Raw genomic sequence first — 19,364 nt, forward strand, 5'->3', positions numbered from 1 at the left:
ACATTGATCAGCGTTGCGCGGATTCAATTTTCGTCGGTAGCAACTGCGTCATGTAAATGAAGCTCCAGATAGGCTCTTTCGAGCGACCGCTTTTGGCCGCTCTCGGCCAATCACCAAAGCTGACTCTGATCACGGATGGCAATCGCCTCTAAGCTTGGTCAACCGAACCGGGGCTAGTCCAGAGTGGGCCAGCCACCTAAGTTCGATAGAGCGAAGGCACCCTTGGTCTCACCTTTATGCCGGTGGTTCGAGGCCCGCCGCTGGACCGCATACGGCAGGGAGTGACGGATTGCTTGCTGATCTGAAACTCGCCATCGGACAACGCAACTGGGGTAGTTGGTGCTGTTCGATAAAGCCATTGGATAGGGGGGAGGTCGAAAGTCTGGAGTCTTCGCCCGAAGGACCGATCCCTGCCCGTTTCAATCATTAATTCGTAGTTTTTTAGGAAATTGCCGTCTTGGGCGAATTTGGGGGAATGCAGAGAGGTGCTGCGTCATAAGTATTAGCGTTCGCAGTATCGGCCCCCGCGGCCAAACGATTTTTTTTTCCAACTCTTCAAAACTTGCATCCTAACCACAATCCCTAAACGGGGAGAGTAATGATGATCACAAGCGTCACCCGGCGACGGCAAAACGGGGGAGGGCTTCGGCACGATAGGCGACCGGCTGGAGGCGGAGAGGACCAGAGTACTTCACGTTTTAGGTATACGTTTAGGTATATGCGGCGAACTTAATGTTAGATAAATCCAGTAATGTAGAGGCCTTCAGGTGCTATGTTCGACCCCGGCTTCGGCACCATCTTAAATCAAGGGTTTGCGGGCGAAAGCTGATGCAAACCCTTGTTTGTTTCTGGTCCGCTATTTTGAGCTTGACCCACAGCTATTGATCCCGGCCGAAAGCCCCTGGACCAGCACTGCGTCGATTTTTGCCAGAAGGATTGCCGATATTGACAAGCCTTCTCTCTACCAAGATATTTTCAAGGGCCTGGCGGGCCGCCGGATCGAGCTGATGCTCTCTTTCTTTGAGTTCAAGCAAGATAGGGCTGGACCAAGTGCGATAGGTTTTCTCAGCAATACGAATAGGTGTCATCTGTCTCCTCCTTGATCAAGGCCCGCCAACGCAGCGGGTGCCATTTCGATTCGATAGAACCCTAGTTCAGAAATTTGCTTGCCGCCAAAAAATGGCAGGGTTCCAGAGGCGCCTCGCTGGTGCCGTTCAGCGGCCGGATCGAGTGAACTCGATTCAGCCGCCGAAGCTGTCAGTTAAACGAATGGTTGACCGGTAAAACCACGAGGCAATCGTTGCAGTCCTTCCATGGCGGTGAGCCGTTCGACCCAAGCCGCGCGCCAGTCATTGGCTGTATGCGTAACTTTGGCTTTGCGTGCGGCGCGGCGTGCAGCGTTGCGCTGGTCTTTGCGCGCATCCTTGAACGCGTCGGTGTTGCGGCAGCTTCTGCATTTCACCCGGGTAAGTTCGCTGGTTGAAACGAGCTTGCTGCCTTTGTGACCGCAGGCCAGATGCCCGCCGACTTTGAAGTGAGTAACCATCAGACGCCTCCTTCGTGACGTGTAATCGTTTGACCTCCAGCGTACGGTGACGTTCGTTGCCTGCGAAATGGGCAAAAAAAAGGCCCGCATGCGGGCGGGCCAGGGGATTCTTCAAAGGAGTCCTGTCAATGTAAGGCCTGAAATGTGAATGCCGTGTGAAATGGAATGCTTAGCCATAAAAAAGCCCAGCGCTGGCTGGGTGGGATGTAGCAGAAAGCGCTCAGGCAAGGACGCACCCGGTGACGATAAGGTCGCCGTTTATGCGTCCTGAATCAGGCCGTGTCCTTGAGGATGTCCAGATCGAATCATCTGAACCGCGGCAGGGGCGGGTCGACAGGTTTGAGCGACGACAGCGTATTGCGAATCAATGGCGCGTCCTTCTCGATGTCGTTCAGACGATCACGGATTCTTAGGGCCGTCGGGTGCCCGCCTTGATGATCGACCCAGTCGGCGATTTCCTTGCATGCCGCTGCCAGGCGAGCCTGACGGGAGTCGAGTAGGGTGAGCAGAGTGGTGATGGACTCTTTTTCGGACATGGCAAACACCTCCGTTCAAGAAACCTTTAACTGGCAGCAAAAAGCCCGCGGGGGAGCGAGCTGTCTGCCGATGGGGTCGCTAATCCTTCAGCTTTTTTCAGTATAGACCCGTGAAAGGCAGGTAGCATCAGCCTTCTCGGACCGTCACTTGCGACCTGGCATTCAGTTGCCGGCATTCACGCCGGGCGTCCTCTTCATGGTCGAAACCGTCACCGATGAAGCCACGGGTTCGAGTATCGGCGATGCGGTACCAGACAGCAGCATCGGGTGGTGGATGGTTGGTATCTCCGGCTCGACGGCCATAGATGATGATCTTGTTGCAACGCTTCACAACGAAAATGTCTTCCATGGCGTCACCGCAGCTCATTCAGGTTCACAACAACTATAGAAGCCATTTGCAATCGTGCAAAAAATAGACAGGTCAGTTCGTCGCTTCAACGGTTGCGATCATCTTCTCCAATAACACCGCAAGCCCGACTTCCTCCGCCCGAAGCCCTTTACGCGGTCGTGGCCTGGGCAGCTCAGCCAGCGCCCCCATAAGGAAACCATCGAGCACCGCCGGGTGGATGTAGCACTTGCGGCAAACGGCCGGGGTGTTGCCCAGTTGTTTGGCAACGTTCTTGACCATCTCCACCACATGCCGTTTGGCGTCCGACTCGGGCTCCCACTGCAGTTCCCGCAAAATCGCCAACGCCAACGCGCTGCCAGCCCAGGTGCGGTAGTCCTTGGCAGTGAAGTTGGCACCGGTGAGGGTTTGCAGGTAGGCGTTGACGTCGGAGGAGCTGACGGTGTGTCGCTCACCGTTTTCATCCAGGTACTGAAACAGGTTTTGCCCGGGAATTTCCAGACAACGTTTGATGATCCGCGCCAGGCGTCGGTCTTTCACGGTGATCTGGTGCTCGACGCCGCTCTTGCCACGGAACTGGAACAGGATCGCGTGGCCGTTGACCTCGACATGACGGTTGCGCAGGGTGGTCAGGCCGTAAGAACGGTTGTCCCGAGCGTACTGGGTGTTGCCGACCCGGATCAGCGTCGCATCGAGCAAGGTGATGACCGTGGCCATGACTTTGTCGCGACTGAAGCCGGGAGCCGCCAGCAGTGCTTCAAGCTGTTTGCGCAGTTTCGGCAGCGCCAGCCCAAAGTCCCGCAGACGTGAGTACTTGTCGGCATCGCGCACTTCTCGCCAGCGTGGGTGATAACGGTATTGCTTTCGACCTCGGGCATCACGACCGGTAGCTTGCAGATGGCCGCGCGGGTCGGCGCAGATCCACACATCGGTGTAGGCCGGGGGGACGGCGAGGGCATTGATGCGCTTGATTTCGTCTTGATCGGTGATGCGCTGACCCGCAGGGTCGAAGTAGCAGAACTTGCCGCGCAGTTTCTTGCGGGTGATGCCGGGTTGGGTGTCATCGACATAATGCAGGTCGGATGGCAGCACATCGGGCAGCGCGGTGTTGGGCATGGCGGTAGTCCTTGGCGAGGGAGCAGGGGCCGTTACAGCCATTGACCGCACGCCGTTGCCGTCGTGCCAGCGGATTTATGCCAGCACCGCCACTGCCTTGATCTGTGCCCAGAGTTGCTGGCCGGGGTGCACGCCCAATTGGTCTCGGGAGTATCGGGTGATCCGCGCCAGCAGCGGTGTGCCAGCTGCGTCCAGACGGATCAGCACGTGGGCGGTGTTGTCGGCGCCCATTTCGTTGATCACGGTGACCGGCAGGCGATTGAGAATGCTGCTTTGCTCGACACTTTGCAGGCTCAGGCTGACATCCCGCGCCTGAACCTTGCAGCGAAGCGCCTGACCCGTGGTCATCGGTGAGTGAGCCACCCGAATGTTCAGGGTCGTGTTCGGCAGTTGCAGGGTCAGCAACTGATAGTCGGCGTCATAGGCACTGACGTGCCCCTCGATCACCACGCCGGCGTCGTCGCCCAGTGCCAGGGGCAGGTCGAGACGGGCCAGCGTTTCGCCAATAGGTCCGCTGGCCAGCGCCTTGCCATTGCTGAGCAGGACGAGGTGGCCAGCCAACCGCGCGACTTCATCCTGTGAGTGGCTGACGTACAGCACCGGGATGTCCAGTTCATCGTGCAGTCGTTGCAGGTACGGCAGGATTTCGTTTTTGCGTTGGCTATCCAATGCCGCCAGCGGCTCGTCCATCAGCAACAGTTTCGGGCTGGTGAGCAGGGCGCGGGCGATGCCGACCCGCTGCCGCTCACCGCCGGAAAGGTGCTGCGGATGGCGATCCAGCAAATGGCCGATCCCGAGCAGTTCCGTCGCGTGAGCTATGTCGACCCGTCGCTGTGGGCGAGGAATGCGCTTGAGGCCGAACTCCAGATTGGCCATCACTGACAGATGGGGAAACAGGCTCGCTTCCTGGAAGACGTAACCCAGCGCACGTTTGTGTGGTGGCACGAAAATCTTCTTGTCGCTGTCCTGCCAGACTTCATCGTTGACCTGGATGAAACCCTGCTCGGCCTTCTCCAGCCCAGCGATGCAGCGCAGGCAGGTGGTCTTGCCCGAACCGGAATGACCGTAAAGGGCAGTGACGCCGCGGCCGGGCAATTGCAGATCCACCTCCAGGGTGAACTCCGAATATTTCAGTTTCAGACGCGTATGAATCATCGATCAGCTCCAGCCCGCTTTGGTTTTACGGCTGGAGTAGAGCGCCAGCAACACAATAAAAGAGAACACGAGCATCGCCCCGGCCAGCCAATGGGCCTGGGCGTATTCCATGGCTTCGACGTGATCGTAGATCTGCACCGAGACTACGCGGGTCTTCTCGGGAATGTTGCCGCCAATCATCAGCACCACGCCGAATTCACCCACGGTGTGGGCGAAACCGAGAATGGCAGCGGTGATGAAACCGGGGCGGGCCAGCGGCAGGATCACGCTGAAAAACGTGTCCCAGGGATTGGCGCGTAAGGTCGCGGCCACTTCCAATGGGCGAGTGCCGATGGCAGAAAAAGCATTTTGCAGTGGCTGGACTACGAACGGCATCGAGTAGAGCACCGAGCCAATCACCAGCCCCGCAAAACTGAAAGTGAGGGTGCCAAGTCCCAGTGATTGAGTGAAGTGGCCGATAAACCCGTTAGGGCCGAGCGCCAGCAACAGGTAAAAGCCAATTACCGTCGGCGGCAACACCAGGGGCAGGGCGACGATCGCCCCGACCGGGCCGCGCAACCACGAGCGGGTGCGCGACAGCCATAACGCAATCGGAGTGCCGATGATCAGCAGGATGACCGTCGTCAGTGACGCCAGTTTCAGGGTCAGCCAGATGGCGGAAAAGTCGGCACTCGATAGCGTCATTTAGAGTTGGTAACCGTAGGATTTGATGACAGCGGCGGCTTTCGGACCTTTGAGGTACTCAACCAGCGCCTTGGCAGCCGGGTTGTCCTTGCCCTTGTTGAGAATTACCGCGTCTTGTTTGATCGGGTCGTGCATGTCGGCTGGAACAACCCAGGCCGAGCCGCCGGTGACTTTGCCGTCTTTGTAGATCTGCGACAAGGCCACAAAGCCCAGTTCGGCGTTGCCGGTGGACACGAACTGGTAGGCCTGGGTGATGTTCTGGCCTTCAACGATCTTGGTTTTGACCTTGTCGGTCAGGCCCAGCTTGGCCAGCACCTGAGTGGCGGCCAGACCGTAAGGCGCCGCTTTCGGGTTGGCGCTGGACAGATGCTGGTACTGGTTGTCGCTCAACACTTTGCCCTTGGCATCGACGTAACCTTCTTTCGCCGACCACAGCGCCAGGGTGCCGATGGCGTAGGTGAAGCGCGAGCCCTTGACCGTGTCGCCTTCGGTTTCGAGTTTTTGCGGGGTGGTGTCGTCGGCCGAGAGGAACACTTCGAACGGCGCGCCGTTCTTGATCTGGGTATAGAACTGGCCGGTGGCTCCAAAGGAGGTGACCAGTTTATGCCCGGTGTCTTTTTCGAAATCAGTGGCGATCGCCTGAATCGGTGCAGTGAAGTTGGCGGCGACGGCGACCTGGACTTCGCCCGCCTGGGCGGACCCGAAAGCGAACACTGCCAGCAGGGTTGCCAGGCAGGTGGGGGCAAAACGTGAGGCACGAATGGTCATGAAACGGCTCCGTTGTAGGCAAGTGCAGCGAGGGGGTAAACGCTATATAGCGGAATATATAGCGAAATGCCTGCAAACGGAATGCGCGCTGTTGAGACCACGCATGAACCTGTAATTGAATGGACTCGCCCACGCCGAGGCGTCAATGCGCCACGGTGGCAGTCTAAACAGCCAACGACAGCGAGGGCGAGTCCATGAAAAAGCATACTTCGATTGATCAATCCTTGTCTTCTGCCGATTTATCGGCCTGCACTACCGTGGCGGTCGACCTGGCCAAGCATGTTTTCCAGCTCGCCGGCGAAGACGCCCTCGGCAAGGTGCATTATGAGCAGCGGATCAAGTCGCGCGAGGCGTTCTATGAGTTTCTCCGCCAGCTGCCGCCTCATGTCGTGGTCCTGATGGAGACCGGCCCGGGCGCTCAAGCTTGGGCCCGGCAGCTGCAGGATCAAGGCAACCTGGCGCGGATCCTTCCTGCCGGTCTGGTGGCCAAGCATCGCAGCGGCCCTAAAAATGATCGTAACGATGCGCTGGCAATCCTGCGTGCCGGTCGCGACGAAAAGATCTGCGCAGTGCCGGTCAAAAGTGTCGCAGCGCTGGCCATGCAGGCACTGCATCGCGCTCGTCAAGGTTACGTGCGTCGCCGCACCGCCGTGAGTAATCAGATGCGCGGCCTGCTGCTGGAGCACGGGATTGCGCTGGCACAGGGCGACGTCGCGATCAGCCAGAGAATCCCGCGGATATTGGAGGATGCCACCCAGCCGGTGCCTGCCCTGTTGCGCGAGCTGATCGACGAACTGCTGGCCGAGTGGCGCCATTTGGGCGAGCGCATCAACGTCCTGACGGGACGCCTGGAAGTGGCCGCGAACGCCGACAATACAGCCAAACGGTTGATGACCGTGCGCGGTATCGGCCCCATCACCGCTACGGCGCTGGTGGCCAAGGAAACCAAGCCGGAGCGCTTTGCCGATGCTCGCATGTTCGCCGCGTACTTCGGCATGGTCCCTGATCAGCACAGCAGCGGGAAGACGATTCAACTGGGGGACATGACCAAGCGAGGCGATAGCTATTTGCGCAGCCTGATGATCCAGGGTGCCCACGCGGTATTGCAGCAGTTGCGACCTGATTCCCAACAGCCCGACGACCGCCGTTTGTTGCGCTGGATGAGCCGATTGGGCCGCAAGGACGCGGCGGTCAGGTTGGCCAATCGCAACCTGCGCATCGTCTGGGTGCTGTTACAGAATGACCAGACTTATCGTCGCCAGCCCGCCGACGGCCAGCAAGCGACGATGAGCCACTGATCCACCGAGTTCTGCCACCGAGGTACCTACTGACCAACCTGTTGCTGAAAAAACATTGACCCCTGGTAAGACCGGCGTGGATAGATGCCTAAGCTGCTAGTGGCCTTCGAGGCCTGACTGTAATCGGCATGCCACGAGCTCTTCCAATTTTGGCCAGAAGCCGACGACGGCTTCCTCGAGTAGGCCTAATACATAGATGCAACGGGGCGGCAGTTTTTTTAAAAGCGGGTAGACAGTGGGGGCGAGTCCATACATAGCAGCTGGCGAAGCCTGCGTTCGGCCGCGAAGCGGTCGTGAAACCAGACACCGCGGTCTTTCAGGCTAACCGTGGCAGCTGGATTTACGACCGCTTCGCGGCCGAACGCAGCCTTCGGCAGCTGCTACACGGCCGTGCGTTACCGACCCACCAACTTGGCCAATCCTTCCTCAGCCAGGCGTCGGGTCAGTTCAGCCGTGGTCATTTCAACGCCCAGCGTGAATGCCTGACCCGCCCACAGATTGCTGAAATCCGCTTCCTCCTTGGCCCGCAACGGCATCAGCGCACCACCCGCCAGCGGGAAGGCCGGTGCTTTGGCGCTCATCGGCCCAAGTTCGCGCATCACCCGATTGAGAATGCCGCGCGCCGGGCGGCCGGTGAAAATGTTAGTGACGGCGGTCTCACTTTCTTTTGCCGTGCGCAACGCCTTGTGATGAGAGGCGCTGACCTTGGCCTCTGGCGTGAACAAGTACGCAGTGCCCACTTGCACCGCCGAAGCCCCCAACAGGAAAGCCGCTGCGACGCCTCGTGCATCGGCAATCCCCCCGGCAGCGATCACCGGCACTTTCACCGCATCGACGATCTGCGGCACCAGCGCAAAGAGGCCCACCTGGCTGCTCAGATCATCACTGAGAAACATGCCCCGATGGCCACCGGCTTCGTACCCCATGGCGATGATCGCGTCGCAACCCTGCTGTTCGAGCCAGATCGCCTCTTCGACGGTGGTGGCCGAGGAAAGCACTTTCGCCCCAGTGGCTTTCACGCGATCCAGCAGAGATTTTTCCGGCAGGCCGAAGTGAAAACTCACGACTTCGGGGCGAAGCTCTTCGATCACTTCGCAGGCCGCGCTATCGAACGGCGCTCGATTGGACACCGGCGTCGGCGCGTCGAAGTCCACGTCAAGTTCCCGGTAATAGGGTTCCAGCAGATTCTTCCAGTCTTGAGCGCGTTGCTCATCGGCGGCGGGTGGCTGATGGCAGAAGTAGTTGACGTTAATCGGGCGCTGAGTTTGTTGACGAATCGTTTTCAGCTCCTCGCGCAACTGATCGATGCTCAACATGGCTGCCGGCATCGAGCCCAGGCCGCCAGCGTTACTGGCTGCGATAACCATGGCCGAACCGGTCGCGCCGGCCATGGGCGCCTGGATGATCGGCAGCTCAATGCCAAGCAGGTCAAGAATGCGGGTGTCTGGCCATTTGCTCATTTGAAGGGTTCTCCGACGTCATAACAGGGCAGGGACGGTAGGACCGATTTTGTAGCAGCTATGACTGACATAAGGCCAGTCGAGTTTTCAGTACGTGTGCCACGCTTGGCTTAAAGTCGAGTACGGTGAAAGGTTGCTATGTGTTATTTCAAACGCACGACAACTGAGTGATTCCATCTGGAGGCAGCAATGTTCCAAGGCATTTTGATCGACAAGGACGACAGCGGTTACCGGGCCACACTGCAAGAGATCAATGACGATCAACTGCCCGAGGGCGATGTGACTGTGCGTGTGGCGTACAGCACGCTGAACTTCAAGGATGGCCTGGCGATCACCGGCAGCAGCCCGGTGGTGCGAAAATTCCCGATGGTGCCGGGGATCGATCTGGCAGGCACTGTCGAAGTCAGTGGGCATCCGGACTACAAGGTCGGTGATCAGATCGTACTCAATGGCTGGGGAGTTGGCGAAGGACATTGGGGCGGACTGGCGCAGAAGGCTCGCTTGAATGGCGACTGGTTGATTCCGCTACCCAAGGCGTTCACAGCGGCGCAAGCGATGGCCATCGGCACGGCGGGTTACACGGCGATGCTGAGCATCCTGGCGCTGGAACATAATGGCGTGACGCCCGAGCAGGGCGATGTATTGGTCACCGGCGCTAACGGCGGTGTAGGCAGTTTCGCCATCGCACTGCTGAGCAATCTTGGCTATCGGGTGGTCGCGTCTACCGGTCGCACCTCCGAACACGATTACCTCAAGCAACTCGGCGCCAGCGAAATCATCGACCGCGCCACGCTGTCCGAGCCGGGCAAACCCTTGGCGAAGGAGCGTTGGGCGGCGGTCATCGACTCGGTCGGCAGCCACACGTTAGCCAATGCCTGTGCCAGCACGAAGGCCAACGGCACTGTCGCCGCGTGTGGCTTGGCGCAAGGCATGGACTTCCCGGCTTCAGTCGCACCGTTCATTTTGCGCGGTGTGACCTTGGCTGGGATCAACAGCGTGACTCAGCCCAAAGCCAGGCGGATACTGGCCTGGAATCGTCTGGCCAAAGATCTAGACTTCACCTTGCTGCCGCTGATCAGCCACGAAATCGGCTTGCGCGAAGTGATCGAGGCTGCACCGCGATTGCTCGCCGGTCAATTGCGTGGGCGGGTGGTGGTCGACGTCAATCGTTGACTGTCACACCGCCAATCAAACAGAAAAACGACAGAGACGAGGACTATCGACCATGGATGTAAAGCAGCGTGAAGTGCGGCCCTTTAGCGTCTCGGGCCTGCAAGTGCGCACCTGCAATGCCGCAGAGCAGCAACCAGGCACTGCGCGCATCGGCCCGATGTGGGAACAATTTTTCGTTGAGGATATCTTCGACAAGATCCCCCACAAACAGCCGGATTCCTTCATGTACGGCGTCTACTCCAACTACGAGTCCGACGCTTCGGGCCACTTCGATGTGACCGCGGGGGTGGCGGTCACCGCGCCCTCCGAGGACTTTGCGCAGGTTCAGGTGGAGGGAGGCGATTACCTGGTATTCAGCGCCAAAGGGGTGATGCCGGATAGCGTCATTCAGGCGTGGGGCCTGATCTGGGCCTACTTTAAGGACAACCCGCAGATTTGCCGCGCGTTCGCCACAGACTTCGAGGTCTATACCAGCCCGGATTCAGTGTCGGTCTATATCGGCATTCAGGACTCAGACGGGTTTTCGCGCTCAAGCAACTGACGCTTGCGCTCCACACCCCAGCGATAGCCCGACAGATTGCCGTCGCTGCGCACCACGCGGTGGCACGGGATCGCCACCGCCAGATTGTTCGCGCCGCAGGCTTGAGCCACGGCGCGCATCGCTTTTGGCGCGCCGATTCGCTGAGCGATATCGGCGTAGCTGGCGGTGCAGCCGGCGGGGATCTCCCGCAGGGCTTGCCAGACCCGTTCTTGAAAAGCGGTGCCACGAACATCCAGCGGCAAGTCCAGGCCCAAGGCCGGCGCTTCGATAAAACCAACCACCTTGGCGATCAGTTGCTCGAACGTGTGATCTGCGCCAATCAGATTCGCACGCCGAAACTTGTCCTGCAGATCGCAGACCAGTTGGTGCGGATCATCGCCCAGCAGGATCGCACAAACACCCCGTTCACTTTGCGCCACCAGAATCGCCCCCAGGGAACACTGGCCGACGGCAAAACGAATGTCGTTGTTCTGACCGGCGGCGCGATAATCACCGGGTTTCATGCCCAATAGTTGATCGGCGGCTTCATAGAAACGGCTGTTGGAATTGAAGCCGGCGTCATACAGCGCGTCGGTCACCGAGTCTCCGTCCGCGAGACGCTTACGGACCCTGCGTGAACGATGGGCCGCGGCGTAACCCTTGGGCGTCAGGCCGGTAACTGCTTTGAACACCCGATGGAAGTGAAAGCTACTGAGGCCCGCAGCAACAGCCAGTTCGCTCAGGACAGGCAGATTCTCCGCGGCTTCGATCTGGCGGCAAGCAGCCGCCACGGTCGCGGCATGTTGCGCGGCGATGTCGCTTTGATCCTTCGCGGCGCGTTTGCTGGGGCGATAACCCGCCGCCTGGGCCTGCTCGGCTGTGTCGAAGAACTCGACGTTCTGCGGTTTCGGCAAACGTGCCAGGCTGCTGGGGCGACAGTAAATGCCAGTGGTTTTCACCGCATACACAAACTGTCCGTCTGCCCCGGGATCACGCGCGACGACGGCGGCCCAGCGAGGATCGTTCTCGGTGGCAATCTTTGTCGAATGGCTTGTCATGGCTTCATGTCCGTTGATCCGTTTCATACAGATTAACCAGCCGACTGGGTCGCTGCACCCCGGGTCTTGCGGTCGAATTCGAAGGCTTCATCCGGCGGTACGAAAGGTGAAGTTGATCCGTTGTTCGCCCAGTCGCGGGTGTTGGCCTTCCTTGATCGGCAATACCCCGTGATAGCGCAAGCGATCCACGCCACCCCAAACCACGATGTCGCCATGCAACAGCGGCACTCGTTGGCTTTTGTCGCTGCGTTCGAAACCGCCGAACAGGAACATCGCCGGCAATCCCAGGGACACTGAAACGATGGGCGCTACGTAGGAAGCTTCGTCTTTGTCCTGGTGCAACGACATCTTGGCCCCGGGAACATAACGGTTGATCAGGCAGGAATCAGGCACGAAGTCCGCAAACCCTGCTTCCCGCGCCGCCGCTTGTGCCAGTTCGAAAAACACCTCGGGCATTTTCGGCCAGGGTTGACCCGTCAGCGGATCATGGCGGGTATAGCGATAACCGCTGCGGTCGGTGGTCCAGCCCAGCGCACCGCAACTGCTCAAGGCGACCGACATGGTAAAGCCGCCGGGTGTGATCATCTGCCGAAACGGTGCCGCCGCCAGAACCGTGTCCAGTGCGGGTAGCAACTGATCCAGCCAGGGCAGGGCAAAGCCTCTGAGGACGCAGGACTGTTCGCCGATCCGATCGAGCCGGGGTTGCTGCTCGGGTTCCGCGTCGGCAAACAAGTCGAAGGTGGTCGGGTTCATGAGGTCATAACGCATCGTGAAAGATGATTCCAAGGGTATGCCGTTTTCCACTGTGCAGGCGACTCACGCCGTGGCGCAGGGTGACCCGGTAATAGCCACGAACGCCTTTGACCGGCCGTTGATTGACGGCAAATATCAGCGCATCACCTTTTTTCAGACCGATGACCTGAGGGCGCGACTGCATCCGTGGGCGCTGTTCCGTCAGCACGAACTCGCCACCGGTGAAGTCTTCGTCCGGCTCTGACAGCAGAATCGCCACTTGTAACGGGAAGACGTGTTCGCCGTACAGGTCCTGATGCAAGCAGTTGTAGTCCTGCGGTCCATATTGCAGCAACAGCGGCGTCGGGCGTTCCTGACCGGCGGCATGACAGCGGTCGAGGAACGCTTCGTGGGTTTCCGGGAAACGGGTCGGCAGGTCCATGTGCTCGTACCAGCGATTGGCTATCGGCACCAATCGTGGGTAGAGCGCACTGCGTAAACGGGCGACGACATCCGGCAACGGGTACCGGAAGTATTTGTACTCGCCGCGGCCAAAGCCGTGACGAGCCATGATCACTTGCGAGCGAAACGGTTCGGGGCGGGCATACAGGGCGCTGATTTCATCGCACGTCGCGTGGCTTAAAAGCGACCTGATGATCGCGCAGCCATCCTGATCGAGTTGCTGCTCGAGCATGACCCAGTCCAGTCCGTCGAGAAGTTGTGCACTCATCGCTGCGCCTCACGCTCCAGCAGTTGCCGTTTGCGCTCCAGCCCCCAACGGTAGCCGCCAAGGCTGCCATCCTGACGCAGCACTCGATGGCACGGCACGATCACCGCCAGCGGGTTCGCTCCGCAGGCATTGGCCACCGCCCGAAAAGCCGTGGGTTGCCCCAGTTGCCGTGCGATATCCATATAGCTGGCGGTTTCACCCGGCGGTATTTGCCGAAGGGCATCCCAGACTCGCCGTTGAAACACGCTGCCCGGCAAATCCAGGGGCAAATCCAGGGTGGTGCGCGGGTCTTCGAGGTGGCGCAGGGTTTGCTCCAGCGCAGGCATCAAACCTTCATCGCGCTGTGGTGCTTGTTGGCCGGGGAAACGCTGCGCAAGATCGCGTTCCAGCATCGCCGGGTCATCGCCGATCAGCAACGCGCACAAACCCTCGGCGCTGAATGCCAGCAGCAAGACGCCAAGGCTGGAAGTGCCACTGATGAAGCGAATCGAGGAAGTAGACATGATCTGACTCCTTAACCAAAGGTTGAGGTGGCCAGTCTAGGGCGCGAGATTGGAGTGAACACTCCGGCCCTTGCGGTTGAATTCCAGAGGCAGGAGCAGACATCCATGTTGCCGCTCCAGATCCCGTTACAGCGCTTTGCTGACGCTTATTTCGCTGATGACGTCTTCGCTCGAACCATGAAGAGCGTCCAGCGCGGCCTTGGCTTCTTCTTCGGTGCCGTTTTCAAGCTGGGCAAATTCGAAGCGACGCTCACCATTGAGTTTGTATTTGATGACGTACTTGGTCGTTTGGGCCACGGTCATACCTGCTTGTCTTGGTGTTTGGGTGCCACTCAGCTCAGTTTTGTGCTGGAGCGGCGGATGATCTTGATGGTGTGAGTCAGGGTCGGTTTGCGCGTCACGCTGATCGGCCGGCGGTTGACCGTGTCGATGGTGATGTTCCAGAAACCGGTGCTCGGCGCGGTAATTCGGGCCGGGAAGGTGTCGAACGCACCGCCATGGTAAGTGTGGCGGCCGCCATTCTTGAAGCTGCGGAAATTGGCGTCGTTCATCAAGCGGATATTGCATGTTTGGGAGCATTGAATGACGACGATGTCGTCTTCGTTGAGGTGCTCGCGCTGGTGGATAAATTTCATGAGGCGCCTCCAGAAGGGCTTTTTCTACAAAATCAAAACGATAGCATGTGCGATTGGCGCAGTTTATCAGCCCGAACGGGTTATTATCCGGTCGTCGAGGTCTGCTTTGACAATTAAAAACAGTTATACGGAATTCTATGAGTGATAAACGCAGCAAGCCTCGGAGAAAAACAGCATTTGTACTGTCGGAGTGTCTTTATCGGAGGTGTTGTATGAAGTGGGGTGTACTGTTCCTGCCTATGGCAATAGCGATGAGTGGTTGTGCGAATGTCTCGGAAATCAATGAGTCGCTGCCGACCATGAGCGTGATTTCAGGCAAGAAGCCTCATGAGTACGCGCAATGCCTGACCGAAAAACTGGCCAGCAGCCGGGGAGCCCTGCAGGTCGAGCCGCACAAGGACGGTATGCGAGTCATCGTGCCGCAGAAGTTCTCCTCAGGCCCGGCGGCAGTATTTGATATCGAAGACCGCTCCACTGGCAGCAGCATCAAGTTGCATGAGCGCATTTCCAATGTGCCGTTGCGCCCCACGGATGTACGCAATGCCGCTACGGCGTGCATTTCCGGCTGATAAACTGTCGCCCGTCAGCACCGATGCCGCCAAAGCAGCGCTTTGGCGGCATTGTCATTTCTGGAGTCGAGCATGAAGCGAGAGCAGGTACGGGAGCGCCATGCAGAGGGTCACATCTCTGCCACCCACGTGATTCAGAATCCGGCGAATCCGGGAGAATGGATCGTGTTTTTCAAGAAAAGCGCCGGGCGCAGTTATTTTCTGGTGGATGACAACGACGAAGTCGAATCCTTCAGTAGCCTCGATGAGTTGATCGAGACGGTGCGCGGCCTAGGGATCAAGTTCGCCGAAATTCACATGTAGGGCAGAGCGCCTTACTTGCAGACCACCACGACGCTGCGGTTCTTGTAGTTGCCGACGTCGACGCCCAGCGTCTTGTCGCTTTCCTTGGTCGAAGGTGTTCCGTCGGTACCCACGATTCGATAGCCGGTGCCGGCGCAAGAGGCATCGGCTTTTTCGTAGCAGGTGGCCCAGGAGTTGGCTTCCCCGGAGCAGTCGATCGCCAGGCCTTGCTCGCCGTTGTTCAAGTAGGTCGTTTCGGAAGTGGCGCAGCCGCTCAGGGCCAGTGCCGCGATCAGGGGCAAAAATTTATTCATGTCGTTGTCGTCGTCAGGATGAAGGGGCTGAGCCTGTGACAGCGCTGGCATCAAAAGGTTATAGCGAATGGCCACTTAGTTGCAGGCAATCACAAAAAAGCCCTGCGCGAGGCAGGGCTTGGGTCGAGTCCGGTGCTTCTCAGGACTTGTCCTTGCCGCGGCGCTTCGGGGCTGGGTGTTCGAGCTCCAGAACGGATGCCACTTCAATCGCCGACGCTTCGGTAGGGAAAGGCCCGGCGATATTTTCGCCGCCTGCACTGTCTACCCACCACTGGCCATCTTTCGCCTGATTGATCAGGAACCCGTTGACACTTTTTGCTTCCGACATCTATCTGCCTCGTTGACTGGTTCAATCGCGCAATGATAGCGCCAAATGCACTCGACGGGTGCTGATGGTGTAGGGTTGTGCGATCCGCGGCCGTGCAGATCTGATGGTCTGTGCTATCTATAAAGGCTGCGGAGCTATCTCGGGAACTATCCGCGAGAATATTTCTCTATGATGGCATCGGTTAGCCAGTGCGGGGCATTGTAAGGTGCACGCCGCCTGATTAGACTGCGCCGAAACTCGTACACACAGCCCTATCAAGGACTTATATGATCAAGAAATGCTTGTTCCCAGCAGCCGGTTACGGTACTCGCTTCCTGCCAGCGACTAAAGCCATGCCCAAAGAAATGCTGCCGGTGGTAAACAAGCCACTGATCCAGTACGGCGTCGAAGAAGCACTGGACGCTGGGTTGACTGAAATCTCCATCGTCACCGGTCGCGGCAAACGCGCACTGGAAGACCACTTCGACATCAGCTACGAGCTGGAAAACCAGATCAAAGGCACCGACAAGGAAAAATACCTGGTCGGTATCCGCAAACTGTTGGACGAGTGCTCGTTCTCCTACACCCGTCAGACCGAAATGAAAGGCTTGGGCCACGCGATCCTGACAGGCCGCCCACTGATCGGTGACGAACCGTTCGCGGTAGTGCTGGCGGACGACTTGTGCGTCAACCTCGAAGGCGACGGCGTCCTGACCCAGATGGTCAAACTGTACGAGCAGTATCGCTGCACCATCGTTGCGATCCAGGAAGTGGATCCGCAGGAAACCAACAAATACGGCGTGATTGCGGGCGAGCTGATCGCTGATGATTTGTACCGCGTTCGCAACATGGTCGAAAAACCAGCCCCGGAAGACGCCCCGTCGAACCTGGCGATCATCGGTCGCTACATCCTGACGCCGGATATTTTCGAGCTGATCAAACAAACCGAGCCAGGCAAAGGTGGCGAAATTCAAATCACCGACGCCCTGATGAAACAGGCGAAAAACGGTTGCGTGATTGCCTACAAGTTCAAGGGCAAGCGTTTTGACTGCGGTGGCGCTGAAGGCTACATCGAGGCCACCAACTTCTGCTTCGAGAACTTCTACAAGACTGGCAAGGCTTACTGATAGCCTCTGACCCACTTGTATTGAAAAGCCACCTTCGGGTGGCTTTTTCATTTTCCGTCCCCATATCGTTAGCAGCGCTTGCCCAACGGACGTCTGCGGGTATGCTTGTGGACTGCCGAGGAGATTGAAAATGGCCTACGATTTTGACCTTTATGTAATTGGCGCCGGTTCCGGCGGTGTGCGGGCTGCGCGTTTTGCTGCCGGTTTTGGCGCGAAAGTGGCTGTGGCCGAGAGCCGCTACCTGGGTGGCACTTGTGTGAACGTCGGCTGTGTGCCGAAGAAGCTGCTGGTCTACGGCGCGCACTTCGCCGAAGACTTCGAGCAGTCTTCGGGTTTTGGCTGGACACCGGGTGAAGCGAAATTCGATTGGGCGACGTTGATCGCCAACAAGGATCGCGAGATCAATCGCCTGAACGGCATCTATCGCAACCTGCTGGTTAACAGTGGCGTGACCCTGCATGAAGGTCACGCGAAGATCGTTGGTCCGCACCAGGTCGAGATCAATGGCGAGCGCTACACCGCCAAAAACATCCTGATTGCTACGGGTGGATGGCCACAGATTCCGGAAATTCCGGGGCACGAGCACGCGATCAGTTCCAACCAGGCGTTCTTCCTCAAAGAGCTGCCCAAGCGTGTTCTGGTGGTAGGCGGTGGTTACATCGCCGTTGAATTCGCCGGGATCTTCCACGGTCTGGGCGCCGACACCACGTTGCTGTATCGCGGTGAACTGTTCCTGCGGGGCTTCGACGGCGCGGTGCGCAAACACCTGCAGGAAGAGCTGACCAAGCGCGGCATGGACCTGCAATTCAACGCCGATATCGAGCGTATCGACAAGCAGGCCAATGGCAGCCTTAAGGTGACGCTCAAGGACGGCCGTGAGCTGGAAGCGGATTGTGTGTTCTACGCCACCGGTCGACGTCCGATGCTCGACAATCTTGGGCTGGAAAACACCGGGGTCAAACTCGACAAGAAAGGTTTCGTCGAGGTCGATGAGCAATATCAGACGGCTGAGCCGTCGATTCTGGCGCTTGGCGATGTGATCGGTCGGGTTCAGCTGACGCCGGTGGCGTTGGCGGAAGGCATGGCCGTTGCGCGACGTTTGTTCAAGCCTGAGCAGTATCGCCCGGTCGATTACAAGATGATTCCGACCGCGGTATTCAGCTTGCCGAATATCGGCACGGTCGGTTTCACCGAGGAAGAAGCCCGGGAGGCGGGTCACGATGTGACAATCTTCGAAAGCCGCTTCCGTCCAATGAAACTGACCCTGACCGAATGCCAGGAACGCACCTTGATGAAGTTGGTGGTGGACGCCAAGACCGACAAGGTTCTGGGCTGTCACATGGTCGGTCCGGAGGCTGGGGAAATTGTGCAGGGCTTGGCGATAGCCTTGAAAGCAGGTGCCACCAAGCGCGATTTCGATGAAACCATCGGCGTGCACCCGACTGCCGCCGAAGAGTTCGTCACCATGCGCACGCCGGTCGAGGGTTAATCGTCCTTTTTGGCATCTGATGCGTCTGGCGCTGTCGCAATGACGGCCGCCAGGCGCACGCTCTCATCGAGGCTCGTCTGAGTCTTGAGCAACTCGATTTCCAGCGCTTTGTTTGTCTGCGACTGCTCGTCGACGCTCTGTTTCAATGACTGACTTTCCAGCAGGGCAGCGCGCAAGCGTTCCTGCAGGAGGGTGCGTTCGCTGTCGATACGGTTCACCTGTTCCAGTAGCTGATCCTGTCGAACGTTGGTTTGCTTGAGTTGATCCTGCAGCAGGCTCAACTCTCTCAGGGTGCCACGGTTCTCCGTTAACAAACGCTCGTTGTCGCGGTGCAGTTGCGTGATCTCATCCTGACGCACCAATGCGCTTTGCTGGGCCTGGCGCAATTCCATCTGAATCTGCTGCACCTGGCCTTCATGGCGACGTTGTTCCTGCTCACGCTGTTCTTTGACGGCGTTGCGATAGTGTTCCAGAGCATCGCGAGCGTGCAGGTGTTTTTCTTCCAATGAGCGAATCTGCTCATCCTTGTCTTGCAAGCGTAATTCGAAATCGGCCAGCGCCTGGTTCAGTCCGGCATTGCGGGTTTGTTCGGTCTGCAGCATGGCGCGGGTTTCTTGCAGGGCCTCGGACTCTTGAGTCAGTGCCAGACTTTGAATCTCGTACTGCTGATGCAGTTCGCCATTCGCTTGTTGAGCTTCCTTCAACTGTATTTCCAACTCTTTTCGCTGCTGATCGAACTGCGCGCGTGCCTGATCGATGGGCTCCTGAGCCTGCTCCTTGAGTCTTTGTGCCAGCCGCGAGACCAGCCCCGTAAGCTCATCATCAATAGGTTCCGGCGGCGCCTCGGCGCGCTCGGCGCCGTCATCCAGTTCCTTCAAATAGCGATGAATCGTGGTTTTCGAGCCCGTGTTGCCCATCTCGATCCGTACCGCATCAATGCTTGGGTTTTCGCCGCGAGCCAAAATTGCCAAGCGTGCTGCCTGGACCACTGCTTTGTTTACGCCGCCACGAGCCAT

General features: G+C 58.5%; 25 protein-coding genes. 7 read left to right on the forward strand and 18 right to left on the reverse strand.

All coding sequences use genetic code 11. The annotated features are described in order from the left end of the window. Positions 1-878 precede the first annotated feature (878 nt). From ACYZUA_RS15905 to modA, 8 genes are all read right to left on the reverse strand, one after another. The gene (locus ACYZUA_RS15905) at positions 879-1,088 is read right to left on the reverse strand and encodes a hypothetical protein (RefSeq protein WP_461959613.1); all 210 of its coding nucleotides are present in this window, start codon (positions 1,086-1,088) and stop codon (positions 879-881) included. A gap of 173 nt (positions 1,089-1,261) precedes the next feature. Continuing rightward, entirely contained in the window at positions 1,262-1,546 is a 285-nt protein-coding gene (locus ACYZUA_RS15910) for a hypothetical protein (protein WP_046047412.1), read from the reverse strand. Between the two features lie 305 nt (positions 1,547-1,851). Then, positions 1,852-2,082: a hypothetical protein gene (locus tag ACYZUA_RS15915; RefSeq protein WP_010460746.1), complete on the reverse strand. Its 231-nt coding sequence runs from the start codon at positions 2,080-2,082 to the stop codon at positions 1,852-1,854. A 127-nt stretch (positions 2,083-2,209) separates the two neighbouring features. Continuing rightward, a complete protein-coding gene (locus tag ACYZUA_RS15920; protein ID WP_046047413.1) occupies positions 2,210-2,431 on the reverse strand; it encodes a hypothetical protein in 222 nt (73 codons plus the stop codon). Positions 2,432-2,503: 72 nt separating this feature from the next. Continuing rightward, positions 2,504-3,544, reverse strand: coding sequence for a DNA topoisomerase IB (locus ACYZUA_RS15925; protein ID WP_461959614.1), 1,041 nt, complete (start codon positions 3,542-3,544; stop codon positions 2,504-2,506). Between the two features lie 75 nt (positions 3,545-3,619). Continuing rightward, positions 3,620-4,699 (reverse strand): molybdenum ABC transporter ATP-binding protein, encoded by a 1,080-nt coding sequence (gene modC, locus ACYZUA_RS15930; RefSeq protein WP_461959615.1) that lies wholly within the window; start codon positions 4,697-4,699, stop codon positions 3,620-3,622. A gap of 3 nt (positions 4,700-4,702) precedes the next feature. Next, complete coding sequence (gene modB, locus ACYZUA_RS15935) at positions 4,703-5,383, reverse strand: molybdate ABC transporter permease subunit (RefSeq protein ID WP_461959616.1); 681 nt, start codon at positions 5,381-5,383, stop codon at positions 4,703-4,705. Further along, positions 5,384-6,151 carry a molybdate ABC transporter substrate-binding protein gene (gene modA / locus ACYZUA_RS15940; protein WP_461959617.1) on the reverse strand — a complete coding sequence of 256 codons (768 nt, stop codon included), beginning with the start codon at positions 6,149-6,151 and terminating at the stop codon, positions 5,384-5,386. It abuts the gene before it with no gap. A gap of 194 nt (positions 6,152-6,345) precedes the next feature. Between modA and ACYZUA_RS15945 the strand changes: the two genes are divergently transcribed. Beyond that, positions 6,346-7,449 carry an IS110 family RNA-guided transposase gene (locus ACYZUA_RS15945; RefSeq protein WP_461959558.1) on the forward strand — a complete coding sequence of 368 codons (1,104 nt, stop codon included), beginning with the start codon at positions 6,346-6,348 and terminating at the stop codon, positions 7,447-7,449. Positions 7,450-7,844: 395 nt separating this feature from the next. Here ACYZUA_RS15945 and ACYZUA_RS15950 read toward each other — a convergent pair whose 3' ends face one another. Next, complete coding sequence (locus tag ACYZUA_RS15950) at positions 7,845-8,909, reverse strand: NAD(P)H-dependent flavin oxidoreductase (protein ID WP_461959618.1); 1,065 nt, start codon at positions 8,907-8,909, stop codon at positions 7,845-7,847. Positions 8,910-9,098: 189 nt separating this feature from the next. On the opposite strand from ACYZUA_RS15950, the gene acuI reads away from it, so the two are divergent. Continuing rightward, complete coding sequence (acuI, locus tag ACYZUA_RS15955; RefSeq protein ID WP_461959619.1) at positions 9,099-10,082, forward strand: acrylyl-CoA reductase (NADPH); 984 nt, start codon at positions 9,099-9,101, stop codon at positions 10,080-10,082. Positions 10,083-10,134: 52 nt separating this feature from the next. Beyond that, entirely contained in the window at positions 10,135-10,623 is a 489-nt protein-coding gene (locus ACYZUA_RS15960) for a GyrI-like domain-containing protein (RefSeq protein WP_461959620.1), read from the forward strand. Here the strand turns inward: ACYZUA_RS15960 and ada are convergent. The 6 genes from ada to ACYZUA_RS15990 all read right to left on the reverse strand — a co-directional run bounded on the left by ada (position 10,587) and on the right by ACYZUA_RS15990 (position 14,260). Beyond that, positions 10,587-11,660 (reverse strand): bifunctional DNA-binding transcriptional regulator/O6-methylguanine-DNA methyltransferase Ada, encoded by a 1,074-nt coding sequence (gene ada / locus ACYZUA_RS15965; protein WP_461959621.1) that lies wholly within the window; start codon positions 11,658-11,660, stop codon positions 10,587-10,589. The genes ACYZUA_RS15960 and ada overlap by 37 nt on opposite strands. Positions 11,661-11,747: 87 nt before the next feature. Beyond that, positions 11,748-12,428 carry a DNA oxidative demethylase AlkB gene (gene alkB / locus ACYZUA_RS15970; protein WP_461959622.1) on the reverse strand — a complete coding sequence of 227 codons (681 nt, stop codon included), beginning with the start codon at positions 12,426-12,428 and terminating at the stop codon, positions 11,748-11,750. Further along, a complete protein-coding gene (locus tag ACYZUA_RS15975) occupies positions 12,418-13,122 on the reverse strand; it encodes a 2OG-Fe(II) oxygenase (protein ID WP_461959623.1) in 705 nt (234 codons plus the stop codon). Before ACYZUA_RS15975 ends, alkB begins: the two co-directional genes overlap by 11 nt. After that, positions 13,119-13,625, reverse strand: a complete 507-nt coding sequence (locus ACYZUA_RS15980) for a methylated-DNA--[protein]-cysteine S-methyltransferase (protein ID WP_461959624.1) — start codon at positions 13,623-13,625, stop codon at positions 13,119-13,121. Before ACYZUA_RS15980 ends, ACYZUA_RS15975 begins: the two co-directional genes overlap by 4 nt. Positions 13,626-13,751: 126 nt before the next feature. Next, a complete protein-coding gene (locus ACYZUA_RS15985) occupies positions 13,752-13,928 on the reverse strand; it encodes a hypothetical protein (protein ID WP_156363902.1) in 177 nt (58 codons plus the stop codon). A gap of 29 nt (positions 13,929-13,957) precedes the next feature. Then, on the reverse strand, positions 13,958-14,260 hold the full coding sequence (locus ACYZUA_RS15990) for a DUF1883 domain-containing protein (RefSeq protein WP_024164534.1): 303 nt from the start codon (positions 14,258-14,260) through the stop codon (positions 13,958-13,960). Positions 14,261-14,472: 212 nt separating this feature from the next. On the opposite strand from ACYZUA_RS15990, the gene ACYZUA_RS15995 reads away from it, so the two are divergent. Both ACYZUA_RS15995 and ACYZUA_RS16000 read left to right on the forward strand, forming a co-directional pair. Continuing rightward, positions 14,473-14,829, forward strand: a complete 357-nt coding sequence (locus tag ACYZUA_RS15995) for a hypothetical protein (protein ID WP_461959625.1) — start codon at positions 14,473-14,475, stop codon at positions 14,827-14,829. Positions 14,830-14,901: 72 nt separating this feature from the next. Continuing rightward, the gene (locus ACYZUA_RS16000) at positions 14,902-15,132 is read left to right on the forward strand and encodes a hypothetical protein (protein ID WP_461959626.1); all 231 of its coding nucleotides are present in this window, start codon (positions 14,902-14,904) and stop codon (positions 15,130-15,132) included. 11 nt (positions 15,133-15,143) lie between these two features. On the opposite strand, the gene ACYZUA_RS16005 is transcribed toward ACYZUA_RS16000, so the two are convergent. Together ACYZUA_RS16005 and ACYZUA_RS16010 are read right to left on the reverse strand one after the other, a co-directional pair. Beyond that, positions 15,144-15,425, reverse strand: a complete 282-nt coding sequence (locus ACYZUA_RS16005) for a hypothetical protein (protein WP_056740098.1) — start codon at positions 15,423-15,425, stop codon at positions 15,144-15,146. 139 nt (positions 15,426-15,564) lie between these two features. Further along, positions 15,565-15,753, reverse strand: a complete 189-nt coding sequence (locus ACYZUA_RS16010) for a hypothetical protein (RefSeq protein WP_074876938.1) — start codon at positions 15,751-15,753, stop codon at positions 15,565-15,567. Between the two features lie 266 nt (positions 15,754-16,019). Between ACYZUA_RS16010 and galU the strand changes: the two genes are divergently transcribed. Together galU and gorA are read left to right on the forward strand one after the other, a co-directional pair. Next, a complete protein-coding gene (galU, locus tag ACYZUA_RS16015; protein WP_008155104.1) occupies positions 16,020-16,859 on the forward strand; it encodes a UTP--glucose-1-phosphate uridylyltransferase GalU in 840 nt (279 codons plus the stop codon). A gap of 130 nt (positions 16,860-16,989) precedes the next feature. After that, a complete protein-coding gene (gorA, locus tag ACYZUA_RS16020; protein WP_461959627.1) occupies positions 16,990-18,348 on the forward strand; it encodes a glutathione-disulfide reductase in 1,359 nt (452 codons plus the stop codon). Here gorA and ACYZUA_RS16025 read toward each other — a convergent pair. Further along, on the reverse strand, positions 18,345-19,364 hold the full coding sequence (locus ACYZUA_RS16025) for a DNA-binding protein (RefSeq protein ID WP_461959628.1): 1,020 nt from the start codon (positions 19,362-19,364) through the stop codon (positions 18,345-18,347). The two genes, gorA and ACYZUA_RS16025, sit on opposite strands and share 4 nt — an antisense overlap.

It is taken from the genome of Pseudomonas sp. LS2P72, from assembly GCF_054897865.1.

Excerpts from the sequence above, each read along its gene's own strand:
- ACYZUA_RS15905 (WP_461959613.1), bottom strand. The coding sequence starts at position 1,088 with ATGACACCTATTCGTATTGCTGAGAAAACCTATCGCACTTGGTCCAGC.
- ACYZUA_RS15910 (WP_046047412.1), bottom strand. The coding sequence starts at position 1,546 with ATGGTTACTCACTTCAAAGTCGGCGGGCATCTGGCCTGCGGTCACAAA.
- ACYZUA_RS15915 (WP_010460746.1), bottom strand. The coding sequence starts at position 2,082 with ATGTCCGAAAAAGAGTCCATCACCACTCTGCTCACCCTACTCGACTCC.
- ACYZUA_RS15920 (WP_046047413.1), bottom strand. The coding sequence starts at position 2,431 with ATGGAAGACATTTTCGTTGTGAAGCGTTGCAACAAGATCATCATCTAT.
- ACYZUA_RS15925 (WP_461959614.1), bottom strand. The coding sequence starts at position 3,544 with ATGCCCAACACCGCGCTGCCCGATGTGCTGCCATCCGACCTGCATTAT.
- modC (WP_461959615.1), bottom strand. The coding sequence starts at position 4,699 with ATGATTCATACGCGTCTGAAACTGAAATATTCGGAGTTCACCCTGGAG.
- modB (WP_461959616.1), bottom strand. The coding sequence starts at position 5,383 with ATGACGCTATCGAGTGCCGACTTTTCCGCCATCTGGCTGACCCTGAAA.
- modA (WP_461959617.1), bottom strand. The coding sequence starts at position 6,151 with ATGACCATTCGTGCCTCACGTTTTGCCCCCACCTGCCTGGCAACCCTG.
- ACYZUA_RS15945 (WP_461959558.1), top strand. The coding sequence starts at position 6,346 with ATGAAAAAGCATACTTCGATTGATCAATCCTTGTCTTCTGCCGATTTA.
- ACYZUA_RS15950 (WP_461959618.1), bottom strand. The coding sequence starts at position 8,909 with ATGAGCAAATGGCCAGACACCCGCATTCTTGACCTGCTTGGCATTGAG.
- acuI (WP_461959619.1), top strand. The coding sequence starts at position 9,099 with ATGTTCCAAGGCATTTTGATCGACAAGGACGACAGCGGTTACCGGGCC.
- ACYZUA_RS15960 (WP_461959620.1), top strand. The coding sequence starts at position 10,135 with ATGGATGTAAAGCAGCGTGAAGTGCGGCCCTTTAGCGTCTCGGGCCTG.
- ada (WP_461959621.1), bottom strand. The coding sequence starts at position 11,660 with ATGACAAGCCATTCGACAAAGATTGCCACCGAGAACGATCCTCGCTGG.
- alkB (WP_461959622.1), bottom strand. The coding sequence starts at position 12,428 with ATGCGTTATGACCTCATGAACCCGACCACCTTCGACTTGTTTGCCGAC.
- ACYZUA_RS15975 (WP_461959623.1), bottom strand. The coding sequence starts at position 13,122 with ATGAGTGCACAACTTCTCGACGGACTGGACTGGGTCATGCTCGAGCAG.
- ACYZUA_RS15980 (WP_461959624.1), bottom strand. The coding sequence starts at position 13,625 with ATGTCTACTTCCTCGATTCGCTTCATCAGTGGCACTTCCAGCCTTGGC.
- ACYZUA_RS15985 (WP_156363902.1), bottom strand. The coding sequence starts at position 13,928 with ATGACCGTGGCCCAAACGACCAAGTACGTCATCAAATACAAACTCAAT.
- ACYZUA_RS15990 (WP_024164534.1), bottom strand. The coding sequence starts at position 14,260 with ATGAAATTTATCCACCAGCGCGAGCACCTCAACGAAGACGACATCGTC.
- ACYZUA_RS15995 (WP_461959625.1), top strand. The coding sequence starts at position 14,473 with ATGAAGTGGGGTGTACTGTTCCTGCCTATGGCAATAGCGATGAGTGGT.
- ACYZUA_RS16000 (WP_461959626.1), top strand. The coding sequence starts at position 14,902 with ATGAAGCGAGAGCAGGTACGGGAGCGCCATGCAGAGGGTCACATCTCT.
- ACYZUA_RS16005 (WP_056740098.1), bottom strand. The coding sequence starts at position 15,425 with ATGAATAAATTTTTGCCCCTGATCGCGGCACTGGCCCTGAGCGGCTGC.
- ACYZUA_RS16010 (WP_074876938.1), bottom strand. The coding sequence starts at position 15,753 with ATGTCGGAAGCAAAAAGTGTCAACGGGTTCCTGATCAATCAGGCGAAA.
- galU (WP_008155104.1), top strand. The coding sequence starts at position 16,020 with ATGATCAAGAAATGCTTGTTCCCAGCAGCCGGTTACGGTACTCGCTTC.
- gorA (WP_461959627.1), top strand. The coding sequence starts at position 16,990 with ATGGCCTACGATTTTGACCTTTATGTAATTGGCGCCGGTTCCGGCGGT.
- ACYZUA_RS16025 (WP_461959628.1), bottom strand. The coding sequence starts at position 19,364 with ATGGCTCGTGGCGGCGTAAACAAAGCAGTGGTCCAGGCAGCACGCTTG.